The organism is Flavobacterium sp. GSB-24 (assembly GCF_027924665.1).
Lineage (GTDB): Bacteria > Bacteroidota > Bacteroidia > Flavobacteriales > Flavobacteriaceae > Flavobacterium.
The window spans coordinates 3,952,870-3,973,741 of record NZ_AP027043.1 but is presented as its reverse complement, the minus strand read 5'-3'; the positions used below and the strand labels follow the sequence as shown (position 1 = coordinate 3,973,741).

General features: G+C 36.2%; 12 protein-coding genes. 8 read left to right on the top strand and 4 right to left on the bottom strand.

Going from position 1 to position 20,872, the window contains the following annotated elements; all coding sequences use genetic code 11:
* The first annotated feature begins 54 nt into the window (after window positions 1-54).
* On the top strand, window positions 55-2,127 hold the full coding sequence (locus QMG60_RS17205) for a thioredoxin family protein (protein WP_281865777.1): 2,073 nt from the start codon (window positions 55-57) through the stop codon (window positions 2,125-2,127).
* A 175-nt stretch (window positions 2,128-2,302) separates the two neighbouring features.
* On the opposite strand, the gene QMG60_RS17200 is transcribed toward QMG60_RS17205, so the two are convergent.
* Window positions 2,303-3,577 carry a helix-turn-helix domain-containing protein gene (locus QMG60_RS17200; protein WP_281865776.1) on the bottom strand — a complete coding sequence of 425 codons (1,275 nt, stop codon included), beginning with the start codon at window positions 3,575-3,577 and terminating at the stop codon, window positions 2,303-2,305.
* Between the two features lie 906 nt (window positions 3,578-4,483).
* On the opposite strand from QMG60_RS17200, the gene QMG60_RS17195 reads away from it, so the two are divergent.
* From QMG60_RS17195 to QMG60_RS17180, 4 genes are all read left to right on the top strand, one after another.
* Complete coding sequence (locus QMG60_RS17195; RefSeq protein ID WP_281865775.1) at window positions 4,484-5,188, top strand: hypothetical protein; 705 nt, start codon at window positions 4,484-4,486, stop codon at window positions 5,186-5,188.
* A gap of 10 nt (window positions 5,189-5,198) precedes the next feature.
* Complete coding sequence (locus tag QMG60_RS17190) at window positions 5,199-11,708, top strand: Ig-like domain-containing protein (RefSeq protein ID WP_281865774.1); 6,510 nt, start codon at window positions 5,199-5,201, stop codon at window positions 11,706-11,708.
* 61 nt (window positions 11,709-11,769) lie between these two features.
* Entirely contained in the window at window positions 11,770-12,681 is a 912-nt protein-coding gene (locus QMG60_RS17185; RefSeq protein ID WP_057116019.1) for a type IX secretion system membrane protein PorP/SprF, read from the top strand.
* Between the two features lie 2 nt (window positions 12,682-12,683).
* A complete protein-coding gene (locus QMG60_RS17180; protein WP_281865773.1) occupies window positions 12,684-14,645 on the top strand; it encodes an OmpA family protein in 1,962 nt (653 codons plus the stop codon).
* A gap of 147 nt (window positions 14,646-14,792) precedes the next feature.
* Here QMG60_RS17180 and QMG60_RS17175 read toward each other — a convergent pair whose 3' ends face one another.
* Together QMG60_RS17175 and QMG60_RS17170 are read right to left on the bottom strand one after the other, a co-directional pair.
* Entirely contained in the window at window positions 14,793-15,257 is a 465-nt protein-coding gene (locus QMG60_RS17175) for an STAS/SEC14 domain-containing protein (protein ID WP_134142168.1), read from the bottom strand.
* Between the two features lie 106 nt (window positions 15,258-15,363).
* Window positions 15,364-16,122, bottom strand: coding sequence for an SDR family oxidoreductase (locus QMG60_RS17170; protein WP_281865772.1), 759 nt, complete (start codon window positions 16,120-16,122; stop codon window positions 15,364-15,366).
* Between the two features lie 383 nt (window positions 16,123-16,505).
* On the opposite strand from QMG60_RS17170, the gene QMG60_RS17165 reads away from it, so the two are divergent.
* A complete protein-coding gene (locus QMG60_RS17165; protein WP_241774326.1) occupies window positions 16,506-16,787 on the top strand; it encodes a hypothetical protein in 282 nt (93 codons plus the stop codon).
* 195 nt (window positions 16,788-16,982) lie between these two features.
* A complete protein-coding gene (locus tag QMG60_RS17160) occupies window positions 16,983-18,746 on the top strand; it encodes a mechanosensitive ion channel family protein (RefSeq protein ID WP_281865771.1) in 1,764 nt (587 codons plus the stop codon).
* Between the two features lie 121 nt (window positions 18,747-18,867).
* Here QMG60_RS17160 and QMG60_RS17155 read toward each other — a convergent pair whose 3' ends face one another.
* Window positions 18,868-19,788: a hypothetical protein gene (locus tag QMG60_RS17155; protein ID WP_281865770.1), complete on the bottom strand. Its 921-nt coding sequence runs from the start codon at window positions 19,786-19,788 to the stop codon at window positions 18,868-18,870.
* A gap of 481 nt (window positions 19,789-20,269) precedes the next feature.
* On the opposite strand from QMG60_RS17155, the gene QMG60_RS17150 reads away from it, so the two are divergent.
* Window positions 20,270-20,872 (top strand): murein L,D-transpeptidase catalytic domain-containing protein, encoded by a 603-nt coding sequence (locus QMG60_RS17150; protein ID WP_281865769.1) that lies wholly within the window; start codon window positions 20,270-20,272, stop codon window positions 20,870-20,872.

The window sequence follows — 20,872 nt, the reverse complement described above, 5'->3', positions numbered from 1 at the left end:
AATGGCTGCGGAGGATTGAAAGCTGCACAAGGCAATTCTAAATATTCCAATAACATGAAAAAAATATTTCTTTTTATCGCAATTTTCTTTGCGGTAAGTAATCTTACTGCCCAAATTTACGATCCAGTTTCGTTTACTTCTTCCGTAAAAGAAATTGGAGAGAACAAATATACCCTAATCATAAGGGCCAAGATCGATAAAGGCTGGCATATTTATTCTCAGAATGTGCCAAAAGGCGGCCCGGCACCCACAAGTTTTACTTTTCCTAAATCGAAAAATTTTAAAACTATTGGAGCTGTTGTTGAACCAGAGGGACATGAGGTAGATGATCCGGTTTTTCAAATGAGGATTAAATACTTTGCAGACAAAGCAGTTTTCACCCAAGATATAGAACGAAAATCTGCAGATGCTTTTACCATCAATGCCAGCATATTTTTTATGGTCTGCAATGATAACAGCTGCCTGCCTCCAACCGATAAGGAAGTTAAATTCACATTCAAAAAATCAAATCTGCCGTTTCAAAACAATGAAACTTCAGCATTAAGTACAGTTCAAAAAAATACCGATTCGCCTGCCACAGATGAATCTACTGCTAAACAGGATACCACAAACAACACAACAGATTCTGTTTCTATTGCCAGCACAGACATTCCTAAAAACGTAAATAATACGGCCCAAAAAGCTTCAACAGGAAAAACAGCCCCTGATGAAAGCTTATGGACATTATTTTTCTTCAGCTTTTTAGGAGGTCTTGCGGCTTTGTTTACGCCCTGCGTATTTCCAATGATCCCTATGACAGTAAGTTTCTTTACCAAACAAAGTAAAAATAAAGCTGCAGGAATTAAAAATGCAGTGATGTATGGTATTTTTATTATCGTGATTTATGTGATTTTGGGAAGTCTGGTTACAGCCATTTTCGGTGCAGATGCCCTGAATGCTTTAGCTACAAATGTTGTTTTTAATATCGTATTCTTTCTTCTCCTACTGGTTTTTGCGTTATCATTTTTAGGAGCTTTTGAAATTGTACTGCCAAGTTCATGGCTGACCAAAATTGACCAAAAATCAGAAATTGGTGGTGTTCTTGGTATTTTCTTTATGGCATTGGCTTTGGCTGTAGTTTCATTTTCATGTACTGGACCAATTGTTGGGACATTATTAGTTCAGGCAGCAAGTCAGGCGGGAATTGCACCAATTGTCGGAATGCTTGGTTTTTCATTAGCAATTGCATTGCCATTTGCTTTATTTGCAGCATTTCCAGGCTGGATGAACTCACTGCCAAAATCAGGAGGCTGGCTGAACTCTGTAAAAGTAGTTTTAGGCTTTTTAGAATTGGCTTTAGCCCTTAAATTCTTATCGAATGCTGATTTAGTTTTGCAGCTGCATTTATTAGAAAGAGAAGTATTCCTTGCAATTTGGATTGCTATTTTTACTGTATTGGCTTTTTATTTGTTCGGGAAAATCCAATTATCGCATGATACACCTGTAACTCATATTTCTGTTGGAAGATTGAGCTTAGGAATTATCGTATTGTCATTTGTAGTTTATATGATTCCAGGGCTCTGGGGAGCGCCTTTACAGTATATCAGCGGATTTCCTCCGGCAAAACAATACAGCGAATCACCAAATGGTTTTGGAAATGCAGTAACGCAAAACACAGAAAAAGCAGCTTTACCAGAAGGCGCGGAAAGTGGTCCAAACGGAATTCCTACTTTTCATGATTATGAGCAAGGTTTAGCTTACGCCAAAAAAGTAAACAAACCCATAATGATTGACTTTACAGGATATGCCTGTGTAAACTGTCGCAAAATGGAAGAACGCGTTTGGCCAGATCCTAAAGTCTTGAATGTTTTAAATAACGATGTTGTTTTGATTTCTTTATATGTTGATGATAAAAGACCACTTCCAATTGAAGAACAGGTTGTTTCTAAAATTACTGGTAAAGTCTTGAAATACACAGGACAGAAATGGAGTGAACTGCAGATTTTAAAATATAAAACCAATGCGCAGCCTTACTACGTTTTAATGGATCATAAAGAAAATGATCTTAACAAACCCTCTGCTTATAATCCAGATATTAACGGCTACTATGAGTGGCTGCAAGAGGGGATTAGAAATTTCAAAAAATAAATCTGACTGCAAAAAGTATATAACTGTAGCGTAAAATCGAAACCTTAACAGTTTAACGATCTAATTATAATTATTGGTTTTTCATTCATTATTATTTTAGAAGTATTTGAATTAGTAAGCTTGTACACTATTTGAAAAACCTAAAAGAGCTGTTTTGCCAACAGCTCTTTTTAATTTAATTTATTTTTTTCTCTTCATTTTCTTTTTGCAGATATGTAATGAAGTTCATTGGAGAAACTCCAGTTACTTTTTTAAATGTAATTGTAAACCTGCTATGTGATGAAAAACCGCATTGATCGGCAAGATAACTAATTTTATATTTTAGGTAGTTTTCATCATTTTTTAATCGGTCGATGATGTAATTTATTCGCAGTTCATTGATGTAGCTAGCAAAATCTTTTGCTTTATGCTTGTTGATTACATAAGATAAATAGCGTTGGTTAATATTAAGTTCGGCAGCAACAGAATTTAGTGAGATATCTTTATTAAGATAATAGTCTGACTTTTTAAGCTCTTGTAATCCGTTTAAAATACTATTTTCAGTTGCTTCGGACATATATTCTCTTGACGTATCTTTTTTAGCAGTTACTGCTTTCAATACTTCTTGATCGTTTTCTTCATTTAATGTAGCCGCCGCATTTTTATCAATAAAATTTTTAAATTTTTTATAATCTTGTTTTCTTCTATAGAAATAGATTCCTATGGTAAGTAAAACAATGCAGATACATATCCCAATAATAATATAGGTGCTTTTTTTGTAATTGGACTGATTTATTGACTGCTTTTTATGAAGGGTTTTAATTAAATCATCTGCAATAATTTTGCGATTGTACTCATCATCCTTCGTCAGTTTTACATTCCTTTCATTGTATTCAATATATTTTTGATTATCTGTTTTTTTATAAAATTCCATTAAAGAGGTATATACTTCCTGTTTAAGTGTGAAAAAATTAGAAGCCTCTGCTATTTCTTCAGCCTTTTGATAATTCAGGAGCGCCTTGGGATAATCTCCTATTGCAGTATAGACGCTGGCAAATCCATTATATATAAAACCTTTTAACGGGCTTTGTGATGACTGGGATGCTTCAAGTTCCTTATATGCCTTTTGATAATAAGTGAGAGAGGAGTCAGTTTTATTCAACAGCAGGAAATTTTTAGCTATCATTTCATCGTTTACAGCGGTCTGAAAATTGACATCAATACTTGCACCCGCTTTTTTAAACAATTGATTTCCTGCTTTAAGATTTGATATTGCTTTTGAATAATTTAAAGCATACATCTCATAATAGGCAAGTTCCTGTGATAAATTCCCCTGAAATTTATACATCTCGTTTTTATCCTTTATTTTTCTGCTGACAGCCACTGCTTTCTGGAGATGAATTTTTCCTATACTGTAAATTTCATTTTCTCTGTAGAGAGTTGATAGGAAGCCATTTATTCGTGCCTGCATTGTATAATTTTGATCAATCAGCCCAAGACTGTCAGCTCGTTTTAATGAAGAAATTGCTTCATTGCGTAACCCATATTGGCGCAGGATAGTAGCCTTTAACATGCAGGCTTTAATTCTTTCTAAATTATTTTGCGAAATTTTATACAGATAGTCAGTATTATGCAAGGCTTTCTTTGGGTTCGAACTCAATAAAACTTGAGCCGTTTCCGAGAAAACCTTATCGTATTTTGAATTTTGGGAATAAGTGAAAGAATTAAAAATAGTAAGAATAGTAAATATGAAAAAAGATTTTAGGTGCATATAAATTAGTAATGTAAATATTAAATAATTAGGCTAATAGCAATGGTATTATTTGTTTTAACAGCTGTTTTAAGAATTTTAGAAGAATTTTTGAAATCTACTTTTTACAATTATCCTTGAGATTTTGATTCTGTTATTGAAAGATATTTATACTAGTAGATTTAAAAATACAGCAATGTTCTAAAGTAGTCAAAATTATAATAAGTTAGTCAATTCTAGGCATTATTCACAAGATTAAATCTTTACGTTATAAATAATTTTGTGGAATAGTTTTGAGTGGGAAAAACAAACTTTTTCGACTGTACTACTTTTATTCTCTTGATTGAGCGTTCAAGCTTTATCAATTAACTAAAAAATGAGAAGCAGCATCTTTGCTTTGAATGCATTTGTCAGTAATTCTATATACTCACAGCTCTTATTGCTTCAAAAAGAACTTTACAATGTGCTTTTTTAATGTTCTGTAAACGAGGTTTATATGTTTTTTTTCAGCATATAATGTTTTTCTTTTTACGTAATAGATAAAGTGCCGGCCTAATTTGGCCCGATGTAGATATTTATTTTCGCACCCGGTTAGCGAAAAGCTATCGTAACTAAATTTTTCATTTTATGACATCGACTAATTACTGGAATTCATTCAGCTTCAAAAACGAAAAACTCTTAATTTATTTTTTATTGTACAGCTTGTTTTTTAGTTACAAGACTACAGCTCAAAACAATCTAAGTACAGTTTCTGAACAGTTTTATAAAACAATTTCTTTTGATGAAAAAATTGATTTTGGAAATGTTGATTCAGCCGCAACTTGGACAATTACAAATTCTAAAAGCAACAGCAGTAATTTTTTAAATGGCAGCGAAATCAATAATTACCAGTTTAAACAACCTGGTATATACGAAGTAAGCTTTCAGGAAAACGCAAAACATGACGGAGAATGTGATCATGCGGTTTTTCCAAAAAGATTTCGTGTTAAGGTAGAGCCTGTAAAGCTGTCTTTTGATTTTTCAAAAGTCAAATTCTCTCAAAAGCTTGAAAGGGGAAAAAATTATTCAGATTTAATAATCAGTGTTCCTGCAGAAATTATATCAATAGATAATTCAATTACCCAATTACCAGCTCCAAAGATGTCAGTTGCAGGAATAGGCGTATTGCTTAACGCAGAGCCAGTTGAAAAGGAGATTATTTTGACAGCTAAAAATCAAACACTCAAATATAAGGTTTCAGGAACTATAAACAATGAAACGTATTTAATGTTTGATTTTTATGATTTCAATAATGAAGTAAAGACCTATAACCTGCCGCAGAAAATAAAATAACCGATTACTTATGATAAAAAACTACTTTAATTTTAAAAAAATATTGGACTTAAAAAACACACTATATCTACTTGTTGTGTTTTTTGCTGGCATTGAGCTCTCAAACGCTCAATGTGCTACGCCTATAGCTGGCTGTTCCAATACAGACTTATCGAATTTTGGAGCAGCGTCAAATAACAATGCTGCTACTATAGAGTATGATAACTTTGTTTCGAGCTGGCATACTACCATTGTAAGAACCTCTGACGGATCTTTTCAGACTTGGGGTGAAACAATTTCCAATACAGGCGCAAACCAGTTAGCACCTGTAACTATTAACAGAACTAATTTTCCTGCATTATCAGCAGGGGCAGTTCCTTTAAAAGCAGCATTAGGAAGTACTTCTTCTAATAATGTTCAAGGAATACTTTTAGCGACAGATGGTTTGTATGCTTGGTCAAAACCAGGGATGGTGCTCGATGCATCGCTTACTACCAATGCTGTTTTTCAAAAGCTTACTATAGGCGGAAATACTAATGGTCTTCCGGCTGGTGTGTCACCTGGTGATGTTAAGATGATGTTTGGAACTTACAAAACGCTTGCAATTACTACCTGCAGCGGCGATGTGTGGGTAATTTCACAAACTGCTGCCGTTAGGGGGAATGGAGCTTTGGGAAATAATACAACATGGTACAGAGTAAGGACTTCAGAGGCTGGTAATCCATTTTTGACTGATGTGGTGGCCTGTAGAGGTAATAATGACGGACTTATGGCATTGAAATCTGATGGGACTGTTTATGTATGGGGAGTGAATGTATTTTTAGGAAACAGCACTGTTGCTGCAACTCAAAACTATGCCGCACCAATGAGCATTCCAGTTGGAATTACACCAAAAATGATTGGATCGACTGGTAATGGTACACTAAGATCACATTATATTTTAGCAACAGATGGAAGTTTATACGCGTTAGGTAATAACACTAACAGACAATTAGGAGACTGGTCTACTGCAACTGAAAGATTAGCTTGGGTTCAGCCGCGATATAACTCTTCGAGTACTGCACTTATGAATGATGTTAAATGGTTTAGCCCTCAAGAACATGATTCGCAGTATGCTGCTATAAACGTTTTAACCAACGGCAATAAAATATATGCCTTTGGTAACAGCAACGGTTCGTTACTTGGAATAGGAAGTGGTACAGCTAATAATCCTACAACTCCTGGAGGCCTTCTGAATTCAGATAATATACTGGCGGTTGAGACTGGAGGACATACTTCGATGCTGGTAAAAAGCTGTGAAACTAAGTTTGGATATGTAGGACATAGAATCAGCGGAAGTATGGGAGATGGTACTAATAATAGTACTAATGAAACTAGTTATACTTTCGCAACAGCGAATGTACAGATATGTGGTGCGGAATCCAATCCAGCTATCCAGCCGATTTCAACAGGAGGAGGACCAGATTCAAAATATTGTGTCGATGATCCTGTTTTATTAAATCCAACTCCGGCTGGAGGTACATTAAGTATTGTAAGTGGTCCTGGCAGCTTATCAGGAAATACTTTGAACTTTACTGCTGTAGGAACGGTTTCAGTTCAATATACTGTAACTACCTCGTGCGGCGGAACATCAGTTACAACTCGAAGTTTTGATGCCGCGCTTTGTCCTGCCGACCTTGAAATTACAAAAGTGGCAGATAATTCTGTAGCAAGTGTTGGAAATACTGTGATTTTTACCATTACAGCCAAAAATAATGGACCATATAAAGCTACGGGGGTAACTGTAAATGATGTACTCCCATCAGGATATAGTTTGGTTAGTGCGGTGCCTTCGTCAGGTACCTGGTCAGCACCCAATTGGACGATTGGTTCCCTTGCAAATGGTGAAAGCGCTTCTTTATCAGTTACAACAACGGTAAATGCGACAGGATCATATAGTAATACTGCCAGTATTTCTGGAAATAACCCTGATGGTACTGCAGGAAATGATTCAGCAACTGCTGCACCTGTAGTTCAGGCAGATCTTTCGGTAACAAAATCAGTAAATAATGCTACTCCAAGTGTTGGATCAACAGTTACATTTACAATCACAGCTTCCAATGCAGGGCCAAGTACAGCAACAGGAGTTAATGTAACAGATGTTCTTCCATCAGGCTATACTTTTGTAAGTGCAACACCTTCAACAGGAACATGGTCAGCGCCAGATTGGAATATTGGAAATCTTGCCAATGGAGCCAGTACCACTCTTACAATGGAAGCAGTTGTGAAAAGTACAGGAATTTATGCTAATACAGCAAGTATTTCAGGTGAGGAGAGTGATGTGACTCTAGGTAATAATTCAGAAACGATTACGCCTACAATTAATAATGCTCCAGCAGCTGTAAAAGATATATATAGTGTTGCAGAGGACAATACAGTTACTTTAACACCACTTATCAATGACACGGATGCTGACGGCGATGCACTTTCTATTGTTTCAATCAACGGAACTGCATTAACAGGTTCAGCTCAGGTTATCACCGTTCCAGACGGAACAGTCAACATCTCGGCTTCAGGAGTAATTACTTTTACGCCATCAGCGGACTTTAATTCGGCAGCACCGGTAATTTTCCCTTATGTGGTTACCGATGGAAGTCTTACAGCTTCAGCGAATATAGAAATCACTGTCACGGCAGTAAATGATGCTCCGTCAGCTGTAAAAGATATATATACAGTTGCAGAGGACAATACAGTTACTTTAACACCGCTTATCAACGACACAGATATTGACGGCGATGCACTTTCTATTGTTTCAATCAACGGAACTGCATTAACAGGTTCAGCTCAGGTTATCACCGTTCCAGACGGAACAGTTAATATTTCGGCTTCAGGAGTAATTACTTTTACGCCATCAGCGGACTTTAATTCGGCAGCACAGGTAATTTTCCCTTATGTGGTTACCGATGGAACTCTTACAGCCTCAGCGAATATAGAAATCACTGTCACGGCAGTAAATGATGCTCCGTCAGCTGTAAAAGATATATATACAGTTGCAGAGGACAATACGGTTACTTTAACACCGCTTATCAACGACACAGATGCTGACGGAGATGCACTTTCTATTGTTTCAATCAACGGAACTGCATTAACAGGTTCAGCTCAGGTTATCACCGTTCCAGACGGAACAGTTAATATCTCAGCTTCAGGAGTAATTACTTTTAAGCCATCAGCGGATTTTAATTCGGCAGCACCGGTAAGCTTCCCTTATGTGGTTACCGATGGAAGTCTGACAGCTTCAGCGAATATAGAAATCACCGTTACGGCAGTAAATGATGCTCCGTCAGCTGTAAAAGATGAATATACGGTTGCAGAGGACAATACAGTTACTTTAACACCGCTTATCAACGACACAGATATTGACGGCGATGCACTTTCTATTGTTTCAATCAACGGAACTGCATTAACAGGTTCAGCTCAGGTTATCACCGTTCCAGACGGAACAGTTAATATCTCAGCTTCAGGAGTAATTACTTTTACGCCATCAGCGGACTTTAATTCGGCAGCACAGGTAATTTTCCCTTATGTGGTTACCGATGGAAGTCTGACAGCTTCAGCGAATATAGAAATCACCGTTAAGGCAGTAAATGATGCTCCGTCAGCTGTAAAAGATGAATATACGGTTGCCGAAGATAATACGGTTACTTTAACACCGCTTATCAACGACACAGATGCTGACGGAGATGCACTTTCTATTGTTTCAATCAACGGAACTGCATTAACAGGTTCAGCTCAGGTTATCACCGTTCCAGACGGAACAGTTAATATCTCAGCTTCAGGAGTAATTACTTTTACGCCATCAGCGGATTTTAATTCGGCAGCACCGGTAAGCTTCCCTTATGTGGTTACCGATGGAAGTCTGACAGCTTCAGCGAATATAGAAATCACCGTTACGGCAGTAAATGATGCTCCGTCAGCTGTAAAAGATGAATATACGGTTGCCGAAGATAATACAGTTACTTTAACACCGCTTATCAACGACACAGATGCTGACGGAGATGCACTTTCTATTGTTTCAATCAACGGAACTGCATTAACAGGTTCAGCTCAGATTATCACCGTTCCAGACGGAACAGTTAACATCTCAGCTTCAGGAGTAATTACTTTTACGCCATCAGCGGACTTTAATTCGGCATCACCGGTAAGCTTCCCTTATGTGGTTACCGATGGAAGTCTGACAGCTTCAGCGAATATAGAAATCACTGTCACGGCAGTAAATGATGCTCCAATAGCAAATGATGATACAAATAATATAATTGTATCAACAGCAGGCGCAACAACCATCAATGCTTTAACAGCATCAGATGTTGACGGAACAATCGCTAATTATACAATTTTAACTTTGCCGCCAGACGGAGTATTAAGTTTAATGGGAACCCCGATTGCTGTAGGCCAGATATTGACACCGGCAGAAGCTACGATGATTACCTATACTCCAAGCGGTACATTTACTGGAAACGTTATGTTTACTTTTACCGCATCAGATGATTTAGGATTAACCGCAGTAACACCTGGAACAATCACAATTCCGATCGGTAATAATGCACCAGCAGCACATGATAATACCAATTCAAATATTCCTTCTAGAGCAGGAGCGACTGCAATTAAAGCGTTGACGGCGACTGATACTGACGGAACAATTATAAATTATATAGTAACTACATTACCAGCTCATGGAGTATTAGCTTTATCGGGAGTGCCTGTTACAGTTAATCAAACTTTAACACCTGCAGAGGCTGCCATGTTAACTTATGATCCAAGCGGTGCATTTTCTGGAAATGATACATTCACTTTCACTGCAACAGATAATAATGGAGCAGTTGATGCAACTCCGGCAACCATTACAATTACGGTTGATAAAACTACATTAGTAGCAACACCAGATCCAATAGGTACTGTAGTGGGTATAAATGAAGTAGTGGAAATAGTAAATGTTTTAACAAACGATACTTTAAACAACGATCCTTTATTACCTATAGACGTTAAATTAGATGTTTTAGTTAAAGATCCTAATAATGTACTAACATTAAAACCAGACGGAACAGTTGAGTTAATTCCAAACGCTCCGTCAGGAAATTATTCTTTAACTTATGAAATCTGTGAGAAAGCAAATCCTTCTAACTGTACTTCAGCGATAGTTTCAGTTACGGTTGAAGCTCCTAAAATGACAGTTACAGCCAACAGTTATTGTTCAGACAATACGCCTTATGTTTCATATAATGTAAAAGCTGATAATTTCACACCAAAAGGTTTATTGACCATTAACTGGATCGACAGCGCTAATAATATTGTAGCAACTCAAACCAACATGCCTTTAAGCGGAAATGTATTATGGCCGGGTGCTGTGGTTGACAGCAATAATAAACCAATTGACTGGCCGGGATGGGTATTGGTTAACGGACAGTGGATTGAAGGTAATGACGGTTTTGAATTAACAAGACCAGCTGTTACAATGCAATTTACATTAAATCCTACAGAATCAGTAACAGTAAATTATCCTGCACCATCTTCTGGCTGTAATGCAAGGCCTTATTTCGGAATTGAAGCAGAAAATGATTATGATAATATAACTGCTGACGGAATTAATGGTTCAGATGAATTAATTAATGTTTTAGACAATGATAAATTAAACGGTGCTCCAGTAAATCCAGCAGATGTTATTTTAACACCAAATAATTTTCCAGCAGGAATTACTTTAAACAGTGACGGAACAATTGATGTAGCTCCGGGAACTAAAGGAGGAAGCCATACATTAACCTATCAAATTTGTGAAAAAGCAAATCCATTAAACTGTAGTGATGCAACGGTTAATATTTTTGTGGAAGTGCCGTCAATCACGTTGGTTATGAAAGTGGAATTAAACGACCAAAATAAAAATGATAATGCAGAAGCTGGCGAAACTTTAACCTACACATATACAATTACAAATAACGGTAATGTACCTCTTCAAAATATTACAATTTCCAATCTTTTACCAGGAATTGTAATTACTGGAGGACCAATAAGTTTAGCAGTAGGCGAAAGAGATTCTCACACTTTTACAGGAACTTATACTCTAACCCAGGCTGATATTAATGCTGGAAAAGTAGTGAATCAGGCAACTGCTTCAGGAACTACTCTAAGCGGTATAAAAGTAGAAGACAAATCAGATTCTAACAATGATAACGGAGATGTTCCAACAGAGATTGATGTGAACGGCTGTCAAGTAAAAATATATAATGCTGTTTCTTTGAACGGAGATGATATGAACGAGAGATTTTACATCAGAGGAATTGAATGTTACCCAGACAATACGGTTCAGATATTTAACCGCTGGGGAGTTTTGGTTTTCGAAAGAGATCATTATAACAATAGCGATGTTGTGTTTAAAGGTTTCTCAGAAGGCAGAACCACAATTAAAGAATCAAACGGACTGCCGGAAGGAACTTATTATTACATAGTAAGATACAAGGATAATAATTCAAGCCCTAAACAAGAGGCAGGATATTTATATCTGACTAAATAATATTCCTAATCAATTACAATGGCTTAGCCATAGGTTAAGCCATTATCTTAAAAATAAGTAAATGAAAAAAATAGTTTTAGTTTTATTGTTTTGTTCTGCCATTGGTTTTGCACAGCAGGATGCTCAGTATACACAATATATGCACAATACCATAAACATAAACCCTGCTTACGCTGGTTCAAGAGGAGTTATGAGTGTTTTTGGTTTGTACCGCACGCAGTGGGTCGGACTTGACGGCGCACCAGAAACAAGTACTTTATCATTAAATACGCCTATAAGTAACAGTAATATAGGATTGGGATTTTCCTTAATCAATGATAAAATAGGTCCAACAACTGAGAATAATTTTTCGGTAGATTTATCCTATTCAATTCAAACATCGGCTGCAGCCAAACTGTCTTTCGGGATTAAGGGATCTGGTAATTTTTTTAACCTTGATCCTAACAAGCTGACTATGGAACATCAGGGAGATCCACAGTTTTCTGATTTCAAGAATAAGTTTACACCAAATGTCGGCGCAGGTATTTATTACCATTCAGATAAAGGGTATATCGGATTGTCAGTTCCTAATTTTATAGAGTCAAGACGTTATGATGACAACGATACTGCGATCTACAAAGAACTTATTAATTATTATTTAATTGCAGGTTATGTATTCAATTTAGACCGTTATGAAACGATAAAATTTAAACCGGCAGCATTAGTAAAAGTAGTCGACGGGTCACCATTACAGTTCGATGTTTCTGCCAATTTTATGTTTAATGATAAATTTACTGCAGGAGTGTCTTACAGATGGAGTGCAGCTTTGAGTGCTATGGCTGGTTTTCAGCTAAATAAAAGCTTGTACATTGGTTATGCCTACGACCGAGAAACAACCAAATTAAATAATTACAATTCGGGTTCGCATGAAATCTTTCTGCGTTTTGAATTTATGAATAGTTTTAGCCGAATTACATCACCAAGATTTTTCTAATTATGAAAATGAAGAAAATATTATATACATTTTTTTTGTCTCTCTTTTTCTTAAATGCAGTAGCACAAAAATCAATTCTTGCCAAAGCTGAAAAAGAATACAATAATTACGCTTACGCGGATGCTATTGAAATTTATGAAAAGCTTGCAGCTAAAGGTTATGAAGATGAAAAAATGTTTCAGAGACTAGGAAATGCCTATTATTTTAATGCCGAGCTGCCAAAAGCGGCCGCGTGGTACGATAAGCTTTTTGCCTTAAATGCACAGCAGGAACCAGAGTATTTATACCGTTATGCACAGTCCCTTAAATCAATTGGAGATTATGCAAAAGCAGATAAAATGCTGGAGGTTTTCAATAAAAAAACAAATACAGACAGCCGTGGCATTTTGTTTGAAAATAACAAAAACTATCTGGAACAGATTAAATTAAATTCTGGCCGATTTGAAATTTCAAGTGTAAATGTAAATTCTGAAAGTTCAGATTTCGGAAGTGCTTTTTTAAACAATAATTTGGTTTTCAGTTCAGCTAGAAAAATTGGTAAAGCAAAAGGGAAAACATTTAAATGGACCAATAAATCTTTCACCAATTTATACATTGCTCCAATAGATGCAGACGGAAATGTTTACAATCCTGTTCTTTTAAACAAAGAGATTAATTCAAAATTCAACGAATCAACTCCCGTATTTACAAAAGACGGCAAGACAATGTATTTTACCCGAAATAACTATTTAGATGGGGAACGCGGGAAAGATGATAAAAATATTACGCTATTAAAATTATACAAAGCAAATCTAGTAGATGGGAATTGGGTAAATATTACCGAACTCCCTTTTAACAGCGATAGATACAGCACTGCACATCCAGCTTTAAGTTTAGATGAAAAGAGATTATATTTTGCCTCAGATATGCCGGGAACATTCGGCCAGTCAGATTTATTCAGCGTACTGATCAACGCCGACGGATCATATGGCAGGCCGGAGAATCTCGGTCCATCAATTAATACAGAAGGTAGAGAAACTTTTCCTTTCATTTCAGCAGACAACGAATTGTATTTTGCAACTGACGGACGTCCTGGACTTGGTGGACTTGATATTGTCTTTTCTAAAATTTTGGAAACCGGCACCTTCGATCAGGTACAGAACATCGGGGAACCTGTTAATACAAAATTTGACGATTTTGCATTTATTATAGATAGTAATAGCCGTAAAGGTTATTTTTCTTCAAACAAGAAGGGTGGAGCAGGAATTGATGATATTTACAAATTTACAGAAACCAGAAAATTGGTCTGCGAAAGAACTTTAACAGGAACAGTGCGCGACAGCCGACAAGATGAAAAAATTGAAGGTGCTAAGGTTACTTTGTATGATCAAAACAACAAGCTGATGCAAGAATTTATCACAGGAATTGATGGAGTTTACAGTTTTAAAGTCAACTGCGGTCAAAAGTATTCCGTTAGGGTAGAACGAAAAATGTATCCCGTTAAAGAAAATACGATTTTAATTTCTGCAGTTCTGGATAACAAACTGGATTTCACTTTAGAAAAAGTAAACATAGCGGGCATAGAAATGCCGGAACTAAAAACTATTAAAGTGGGAACAGATTTAGCTAAAACGCTAAATATTTCAATGATTTATTTTGATCTTGGAAAATGGAATATTACAGATGCAGCTGAAATAGAATTAAAGAAGATTTTAGCAGTAATGCAGGAATATCCGCAGATGAAAATCGATATACGTTCGCATACAGACAGTCGCTCATCTGCTAAATCAAATTTAATTTTATCCGACAAAAGAGCAAAATCAATTGTATCGTGGCTTGTTAAAAATGGTGTTGATTCCACTCGACTGAGAGGAAAAGGTTATGGAGAAAGCAAATTAATCAATAAGTGTAAAGATGGAGTAAAATGCTCTGAAGCAGAACATTTATTAAATAGAAGAAGTGAGTTTGTAATTTTGTCTATGTAATTTAACTGTATCAGTTTGTAATAAATAATCCCGCAAAACGTAATTGTTTTGCGGGATTGTTATTTTTAATAATTCTTTATTGATATTGTCAAGTGTTTTGGATAGACAGTTTTTAATCCTTAGTTAGTTCTACTATATTTTGCATTTTCAATCAAATTTAAGATCTAAATCTGTATAGCCATTAGAAAAATCTTTTTCACCAAGGTCATCAGCATCTCTGTAAGATGGCGAGTTGTCAAAAAATTGGATTTCATTACCGCTAACCCAGAGCAAGGCTTCTTTAAGTCTATCTTTCGAATAGGTTCGGAGTTCACCAGACACAATAAAACTAAAACTTCTGGCGAAAGACTGAACCTTTTGTGAGTTAGTAACAATCGCCGTGCGGTTCCATTTTCCGAAATTTCGCAGTCCGATCAAAGCATCTTCCACCCAAACAGGCATAATAAAATCTGGAAATTCTCCGTCTATAAAAAACAAAAAGTTGATCTCGTTGAATTTCTCAGATAATGATTTTACTGCTGGTGCTATGACAGTTTTGTAATCATCGGCCGTTAACTCTACCGAGGATTTGAATGCCACAGCCGTATCTGTAGTTTTTAGTATCTCTATCATATGACAAGATTTATTATTTTATGTGAATAATTTCAGCATTTTGAAATTAGATATCATTACATCTTTGAACAGATGCCGGAGTGGAGTGGGGAACAAACCCTAGGTTTTAAATAAACTGTTGATGCGGACGTATCTGCATGCTAACAATATCACATCTTTTAGGCTGGGAGAGACAAAAAAGAATACTCATTGCGATATCCTCGGCTTCCAGCATTTCCAGTTTTTCAATTTTTTTCTCGTGTTCTTCCCTGTTTCCAGGCTGCATGTTGCTGGTTACTGCACCAGGTTCAATAAGTGACACTTTGATTCCCATCGGATTAAGTTCTTTTCTAAGGGAAGTGCTGAAACCTCGTATAGCTGATTTGGTAGCCACATACACGGTGCTGGTTTTCTCGCGGCTTTCAGCGCTCATGGATCCTATGTTAATAATATGTCCTGATTTCTGAGCCGACATTCTTTTGGCTGCTTCCTGAGCAAAAGCAATGTATCCCATTACATTGGCATCCACGATATACTTAAAATCTTCATAAGAGCATTCGGTAACTCCAGGGGCAGCAAGGGCAGCATTGTTTATTAAAATATCAATACCTCCAAGGCTTTGATCCGTAATAGCCATTATTTTGTCAATATCCTCTTTTTTAGTTACATCTGCTGGAGTTCCATATAGTACTGCATCAGGGAACTGTTGTTTAAGATCAGCAACAGCTTTTTCAAAATCTTCAGGATCTCTTCCAAAGATTAGCACATGCCCTCCGAGTGCGGCTAATAAATCTGCTGTTGCTTTTCCAATACCAGTTGTGCCCCCAGTTATTACAATTCTTTTTCCTTTTATCTTTTGTCCTAAATAATCTGATAATTGTTTCATAATGTTGATTTAAATATTAAAGGTGGGTAAAATATACTATCAAATTTAAAGGAAACATTTTCAGCATCAGTTATAGGTTTTTTAGTTCTAATTGTATTATTATCAGGTTGTTGTATGTGGAAATTTTATAATATTACGATATAAAATCTAGAACAGTTCGACTTTGTTTTTTTGTAATTATGTTAAATTTTATTTTTTAAACAATGTTTAATTTAAGTTGAAGGAATATGAAATTATCGCACGAAATAATTAATGGGGTTTATATTTTTCTGGCAATTGGTTTATTTTTTATACTGCTGGAAATTATAGATTTATCTCACCTGTTTTATCTACGTCTGCTAAACATATTTTTTATTATTTATGGCGTTAATAGAACTCTTAGTATGAATCGTAGAGAGGGTAACAATAATTTTATGTTTAATGCAGTGTCTTCAATGCAGACTGCTTTTACGGGTGTAGTGCTAAGCATTGCAGCGCTGGTCATCTATAGTTATGCCAAAGGAGGAGATGGATATGTTATATCTTTATCTCAGGCATTTATGTTCGGTGGTGATCCATCGGTACCTGCTTATTGTCTTTCGCTTTTATTTGAAGGAAGTGCCTCGTGTATTATTGTTACACTGATACTAATGCTGTATGGAAATAATAAATATAAAGCAGATTAAAATTAGATAATTCTTTTTTTTCATGAAACTAGAAATAATAAATCTGCATATTTTAAAAAAATAATTATGGCGCATGAAGATCTACTCTTTTGGTGCATGATTCAGATTTGCAATTCTCTTTTTTTTTTAAGGATTTCATTTTTCTTTTATTATTTCCTAATTTTAGTAGATAAAGTGCTGAAAAAGAAATAATATATGATTTTAGATATTAAGCGTTTACTGCTGTGTATGCTGTTTGCATTATTGCTGCCAAATACAACAATAGCTCAGTTGTTAAGTGCAGCTAAAACTCCTGTTGAAGAGTCTGTAAAAGTACCTGAAGATTCTCTGGGAAGAAGAACGCCGCAGGGAACGGTTAATGGATTTATTAAAGCTATAGGCGAACAGAACTATCTAAGAGCCAGTCAATATTTTGTTTTAAGTAAACGTTCGTATCGTAGGACTGCTGATCGAATTAAAATAGCTAAGACCTTTCAGCAGCTGCTGGATCAGGGAGGTAATCTTTCTCCATCATCCATTGTCAGCAATAAAGAAACTGGAAGAACAGATGATGATCTAGCAGCAGGTGTGGATCTTGTTGGAAATATTGCAGCAGGCAAAACAACCATACCGTTGTACGTAGAAAACCAGTCAGATGACAGTGAGCCTGCCTTGTGGCTCTTTTCGGCTGAAACTGTAGAGTCAATTATGTCTGCCGATATCTCGGGCGAAAAGACTTTTTTGGATCGCGTGCTCCCGTCGGTTTTAAAAGAGCGAAAACTTGGTAATGTTCCTATAGGACACTGGGCAGTAGTAGTGGTGATGACTGTTGTATCTTACCTGCTATCCAGACTGTTACTTTTTGCAGCTGGTTATATTATACAAAAAGTATGGCGGAAAGCAGCGAGTGAAAAAGGAAAAGCTGTTATAGAAGCTTTTTCGCTGCCGGTTATGATGTATCTCACCGTTATTTTATTTGTAGCCTTAACCCAGCGAATGGGAATTTCGATCATTGTACGCCAGCGCTTCAGCATTATTATAATCACTATTGGAATTGTCGCTTTTCTAATTCTGCTCTGGAGGCTGACTGATTTCGTAAGCCTTTATACGCGCAGCAGAATGAATAGGCGAGGACGTATTTCTGCCGTATCTGCCATATTATTTCTAAGCCGTACCACCAAAGCAGCTATTGTTTTCATAGGTATAATTGCGTTGCTGGGAATTATCGGCGTTGACGTTACAGCAGGACTTGCGGCATTAGGAATAGGAGGTATCGCCCTGGCCTTGGGTGCTCAGAAAACTATAGAGAATTTCGTTGGAAGTGTCAGTCTCATTGCCGATCAGCCCCTGCGGGTAGGTGATTACTGCCGAGTAGATGATATTAAAGGCACCGTAGAATCAATTGGAATGCGTTCCACAACACTTCGTACTTCTGCGCGAACCATAGTTACAATTCCCAATGGACAATTATCGGCCAGTAAAATAGAAAATTTTGCACACCGTGACCGCTTTATCTTTGATCCCATCTTTAATTTTAGGATGGATACAGCTCCAGACCAAATGCGCTATCTGCTGGTAGAGCTCCGTTCATTGTTATATGCACATCCGGCAGTACTCAATTCGCCTCCCGTGGTACGATTTACAGGAATAACAGCCGATGCTTTGAAAGTAGAAATTACAGCATATATAGAAGCTGTTAATTTTGATAAATCACAAGAAGTTCAAGAAGATCTGTTATTGCGTATGATGGATATAATCGAAAATAGCGGCACTGCCTTAGCTTACCCTTCTCAGACATTATATATGTCAAACGATACTGCTTTATCTAGTGAAAAAACAGCAGAAGTTTTAAAACAGGTAAAAAAGTGGAAAGATAATAATGAACTTCAGCTGCCTGAATTTGACCCCGCGCGCGTTGAGGAATTAAAAGGAAGCATTAAATATCCAGACGAAGGAAGTTATAAAGCTGATGAGTCATAACGTAATGTAGGGAATTGCTTTTAGATTGAAATTTGAATTCCTCCTATTTGTAAGAGTTCATTGATTTTGAGCTGCTACACCATTGACATTTGCACAATTAAATTATGCTGTAAATTGTAAATTATTTTCCAACTTGTGTTCTGGAGGCAATTAGGCGGAAGAGAGGTTCATATTTTTTAATATGAAGGTCAAGGTTTTTATTGCTTTCTACAGGTCCGATACTACCTTGAATACAGTATAATTTTCGGTCTTGGGTAAACATAAACTGTAGCATGCGTATTTTTATTTTTTCGTGAGGTATGTTTTCTTCTACTTCAACCATTATTGCAGGTCTGCCGTCAATTTTAATTGCTTCTGTACGAATCAGCTCAGTCTGGGGTGGTATAATTTCTGAGACTGATTTTTTATCCAATTTAAAATTTTGGTCTGCAGGCAGATCATATATGACTAGCAGTATTTTTTCAATCCCTTTCCCGTGAAAGCTCGTAAACTGCTGCACAGTTTGAGTCATTTCTGCTTCTTGGGCCTGCCAGCTTGCAGGGATAGGTATTTCCAGATCGGTTTCTGCAGCCTTAGGATGATCTTTTGTAGTAAAAATTTTTAAATGTCCATCTGTAATTTCTTGGTGTGGTACATCATGATAAGCAAATGAAATAATTCCTTTTGACTGAAGCGTATTTAATGTGCTCGATTTACTACTGATTTTTTCAAGAAAATCACGTGCATGCTGCTCCTTTTCAATAGGTCTTTCTGTCTGCTCGGTAAGCATAGCATTAAGTTGATTTTTTAAAGAATTGAAGCTTTCCTCAGGTAATTCATTGGACAGAAACTGCTCTATATTTTGTTCTGCTCGGGCAAACAAAACTGCTGTGCTCTTTGTTGCTGCTGTAATTTCACTTTTAAGTGCAGGAAATTGTTTGGCAATGTTTTTAAGTGCAGCGCTTCGGCCCTTTAAAAAAGCATAAGTTTCCACGGCTAGTGCAATCTTTGGACTATACTCCTGCACCTGCCCAAAGCCAAGCGCGGGAAGTACAAAGTACAAAACCAGTAGATTTTTTTTTATTTTATTTCTTGATATAATCATTGGAGGGGAATTATTTAAGTTCCTTTTTTAATTATAACTAATGATTAAAAGCTAGCAGTATTTGATTTTATCAAAATTGAGAATAGCACTTATTATTTTTATTATAAGGTTTTTATACAACTTTATATAATTGCCATATGACCTTGTTTAATTTGCTAAGAAAAATAAAAATCATAAAAGAGATGTATACCCCGACAACACTTGAATGTTCTTAAATTAAAGAGATTTAACTTCAAAAAACATACTGAAATTCTGGATTATCCTAATAATTTTTTATTTTAAGAAAAAAAATAGAAGCTAATTAGCATGATTTCAAATATTTATCATATATTTAACATCAGAAACATGGGAATAGTGTAAAATTTTATCATAATTTTGCAACATCAAAAGTGATTGATAGTTCCCCAATCTGCTGTTTAACTTAATATAATGCCTGCATATGAGAATATTTTTAATGGCACTGCTTTTTTCTTTAAGTTCGTTCACTACCTACAATAGAGCGGATACTAAGGAAATATTAACGGAAGTAGAATTTGTAAGACTTACTGAGCACGTAAGTGAAATCAAATCCTTTACTGCTTCTAACCGTGGATACAGCAATAAGATTGCTTTTCTTGTGGATATGAAAATCAAATCAGGAAGAAATCGTTTCTTTGTATATGACCTTCAAAATGACAAGATACTAGATCAAGGGCTTGTTGCTCACGGATCTGGATCGGAGACTGGAATTAAAGGAGATATCTTGCAGTTCAGCAATACGCCAAACTCTAACTGCACATCGTTAGGACGCTACGGAGTAGAGAAGCCATATAATGGTGTTTTTGGAAAGGCTTTCAGGTTAAGCGGACTGGATCAGACCAACAGCAATGCGATGAAAAGAGCAATAGTATTGCACCGTTATAAAGAAGTTCCTGACGAAGAGAAAGAATACTACATCATTAATAGCCACGGCTGTCCAATGGTAAGCGATTTATTTTTTAAAAGACTGGAAAAAGTAATCGAAAGTTCAGATTCTAAAATCATGCTTTACGTTTATTACTAA

Bases quoted from the DNA above. Each gene is read 5' to 3' on its own strand.
- QMG60_RS17185 (WP_057116019.1), top strand. From the start codon at position 11,770: ATGAAAAAAATAGTTTTAGTTTTATTGTTTTGTTCTGCCATTGGTTTT.
- QMG60_RS17180 (WP_281865773.1), top strand. From the start codon at position 12,684: ATGAAAATGAAGAAAATATTATATACATTTTTTTTGTCTCTCTTTTTC.
- QMG60_RS17150 (WP_281865769.1), top strand. From the start codon at position 20,270: ATGAGAATATTTTTAATGGCACTGCTTTTTTCTTTAAGTTCGTTCACT.
- QMG60_RS17170 (WP_281865772.1), bottom strand. From the start codon at position 16,122: ATGAAACAATTATCAGATTATTTAGGACAAAAGATAAAAGGAAAAAGA.
- QMG60_RS17160 (WP_281865771.1), top strand. From the start codon at position 16,983: ATGATTTTAGATATTAAGCGTTTACTGCTGTGTATGCTGTTTGCATTA.
- QMG60_RS17195 (WP_281865775.1), top strand. From the start codon at position 4,484: ATGACATCGACTAATTACTGGAATTCATTCAGCTTCAAAAACGAAAAA.
- QMG60_RS17205 (WP_281865777.1), top strand. From the start codon at position 55: ATGAAAAAAATATTTCTTTTTATCGCAATTTTCTTTGCGGTAAGTAAT.
- QMG60_RS17165 (WP_241774326.1), top strand. From the start codon at position 16,506: ATGAATCGTAGAGAGGGTAACAATAATTTTATGTTTAATGCAGTGTCT.
- QMG60_RS17190 (WP_281865774.1), top strand. From the start codon at position 5,199: ATGATAAAAAACTACTTTAATTTTAAAAAAATATTGGACTTAAAAAAC.
- QMG60_RS17175 (WP_134142168.1), bottom strand. From the start codon at position 15,257: ATGATAGAGATACTAAAAACTACAGATACGGCTGTGGCATTCAAATCC.
- QMG60_RS17200 (WP_281865776.1), bottom strand. From the start codon at position 3,577: ATGCAGGCACGAATAAATGGCTTCCTATCAACTCTCTACAGAGAAAAT.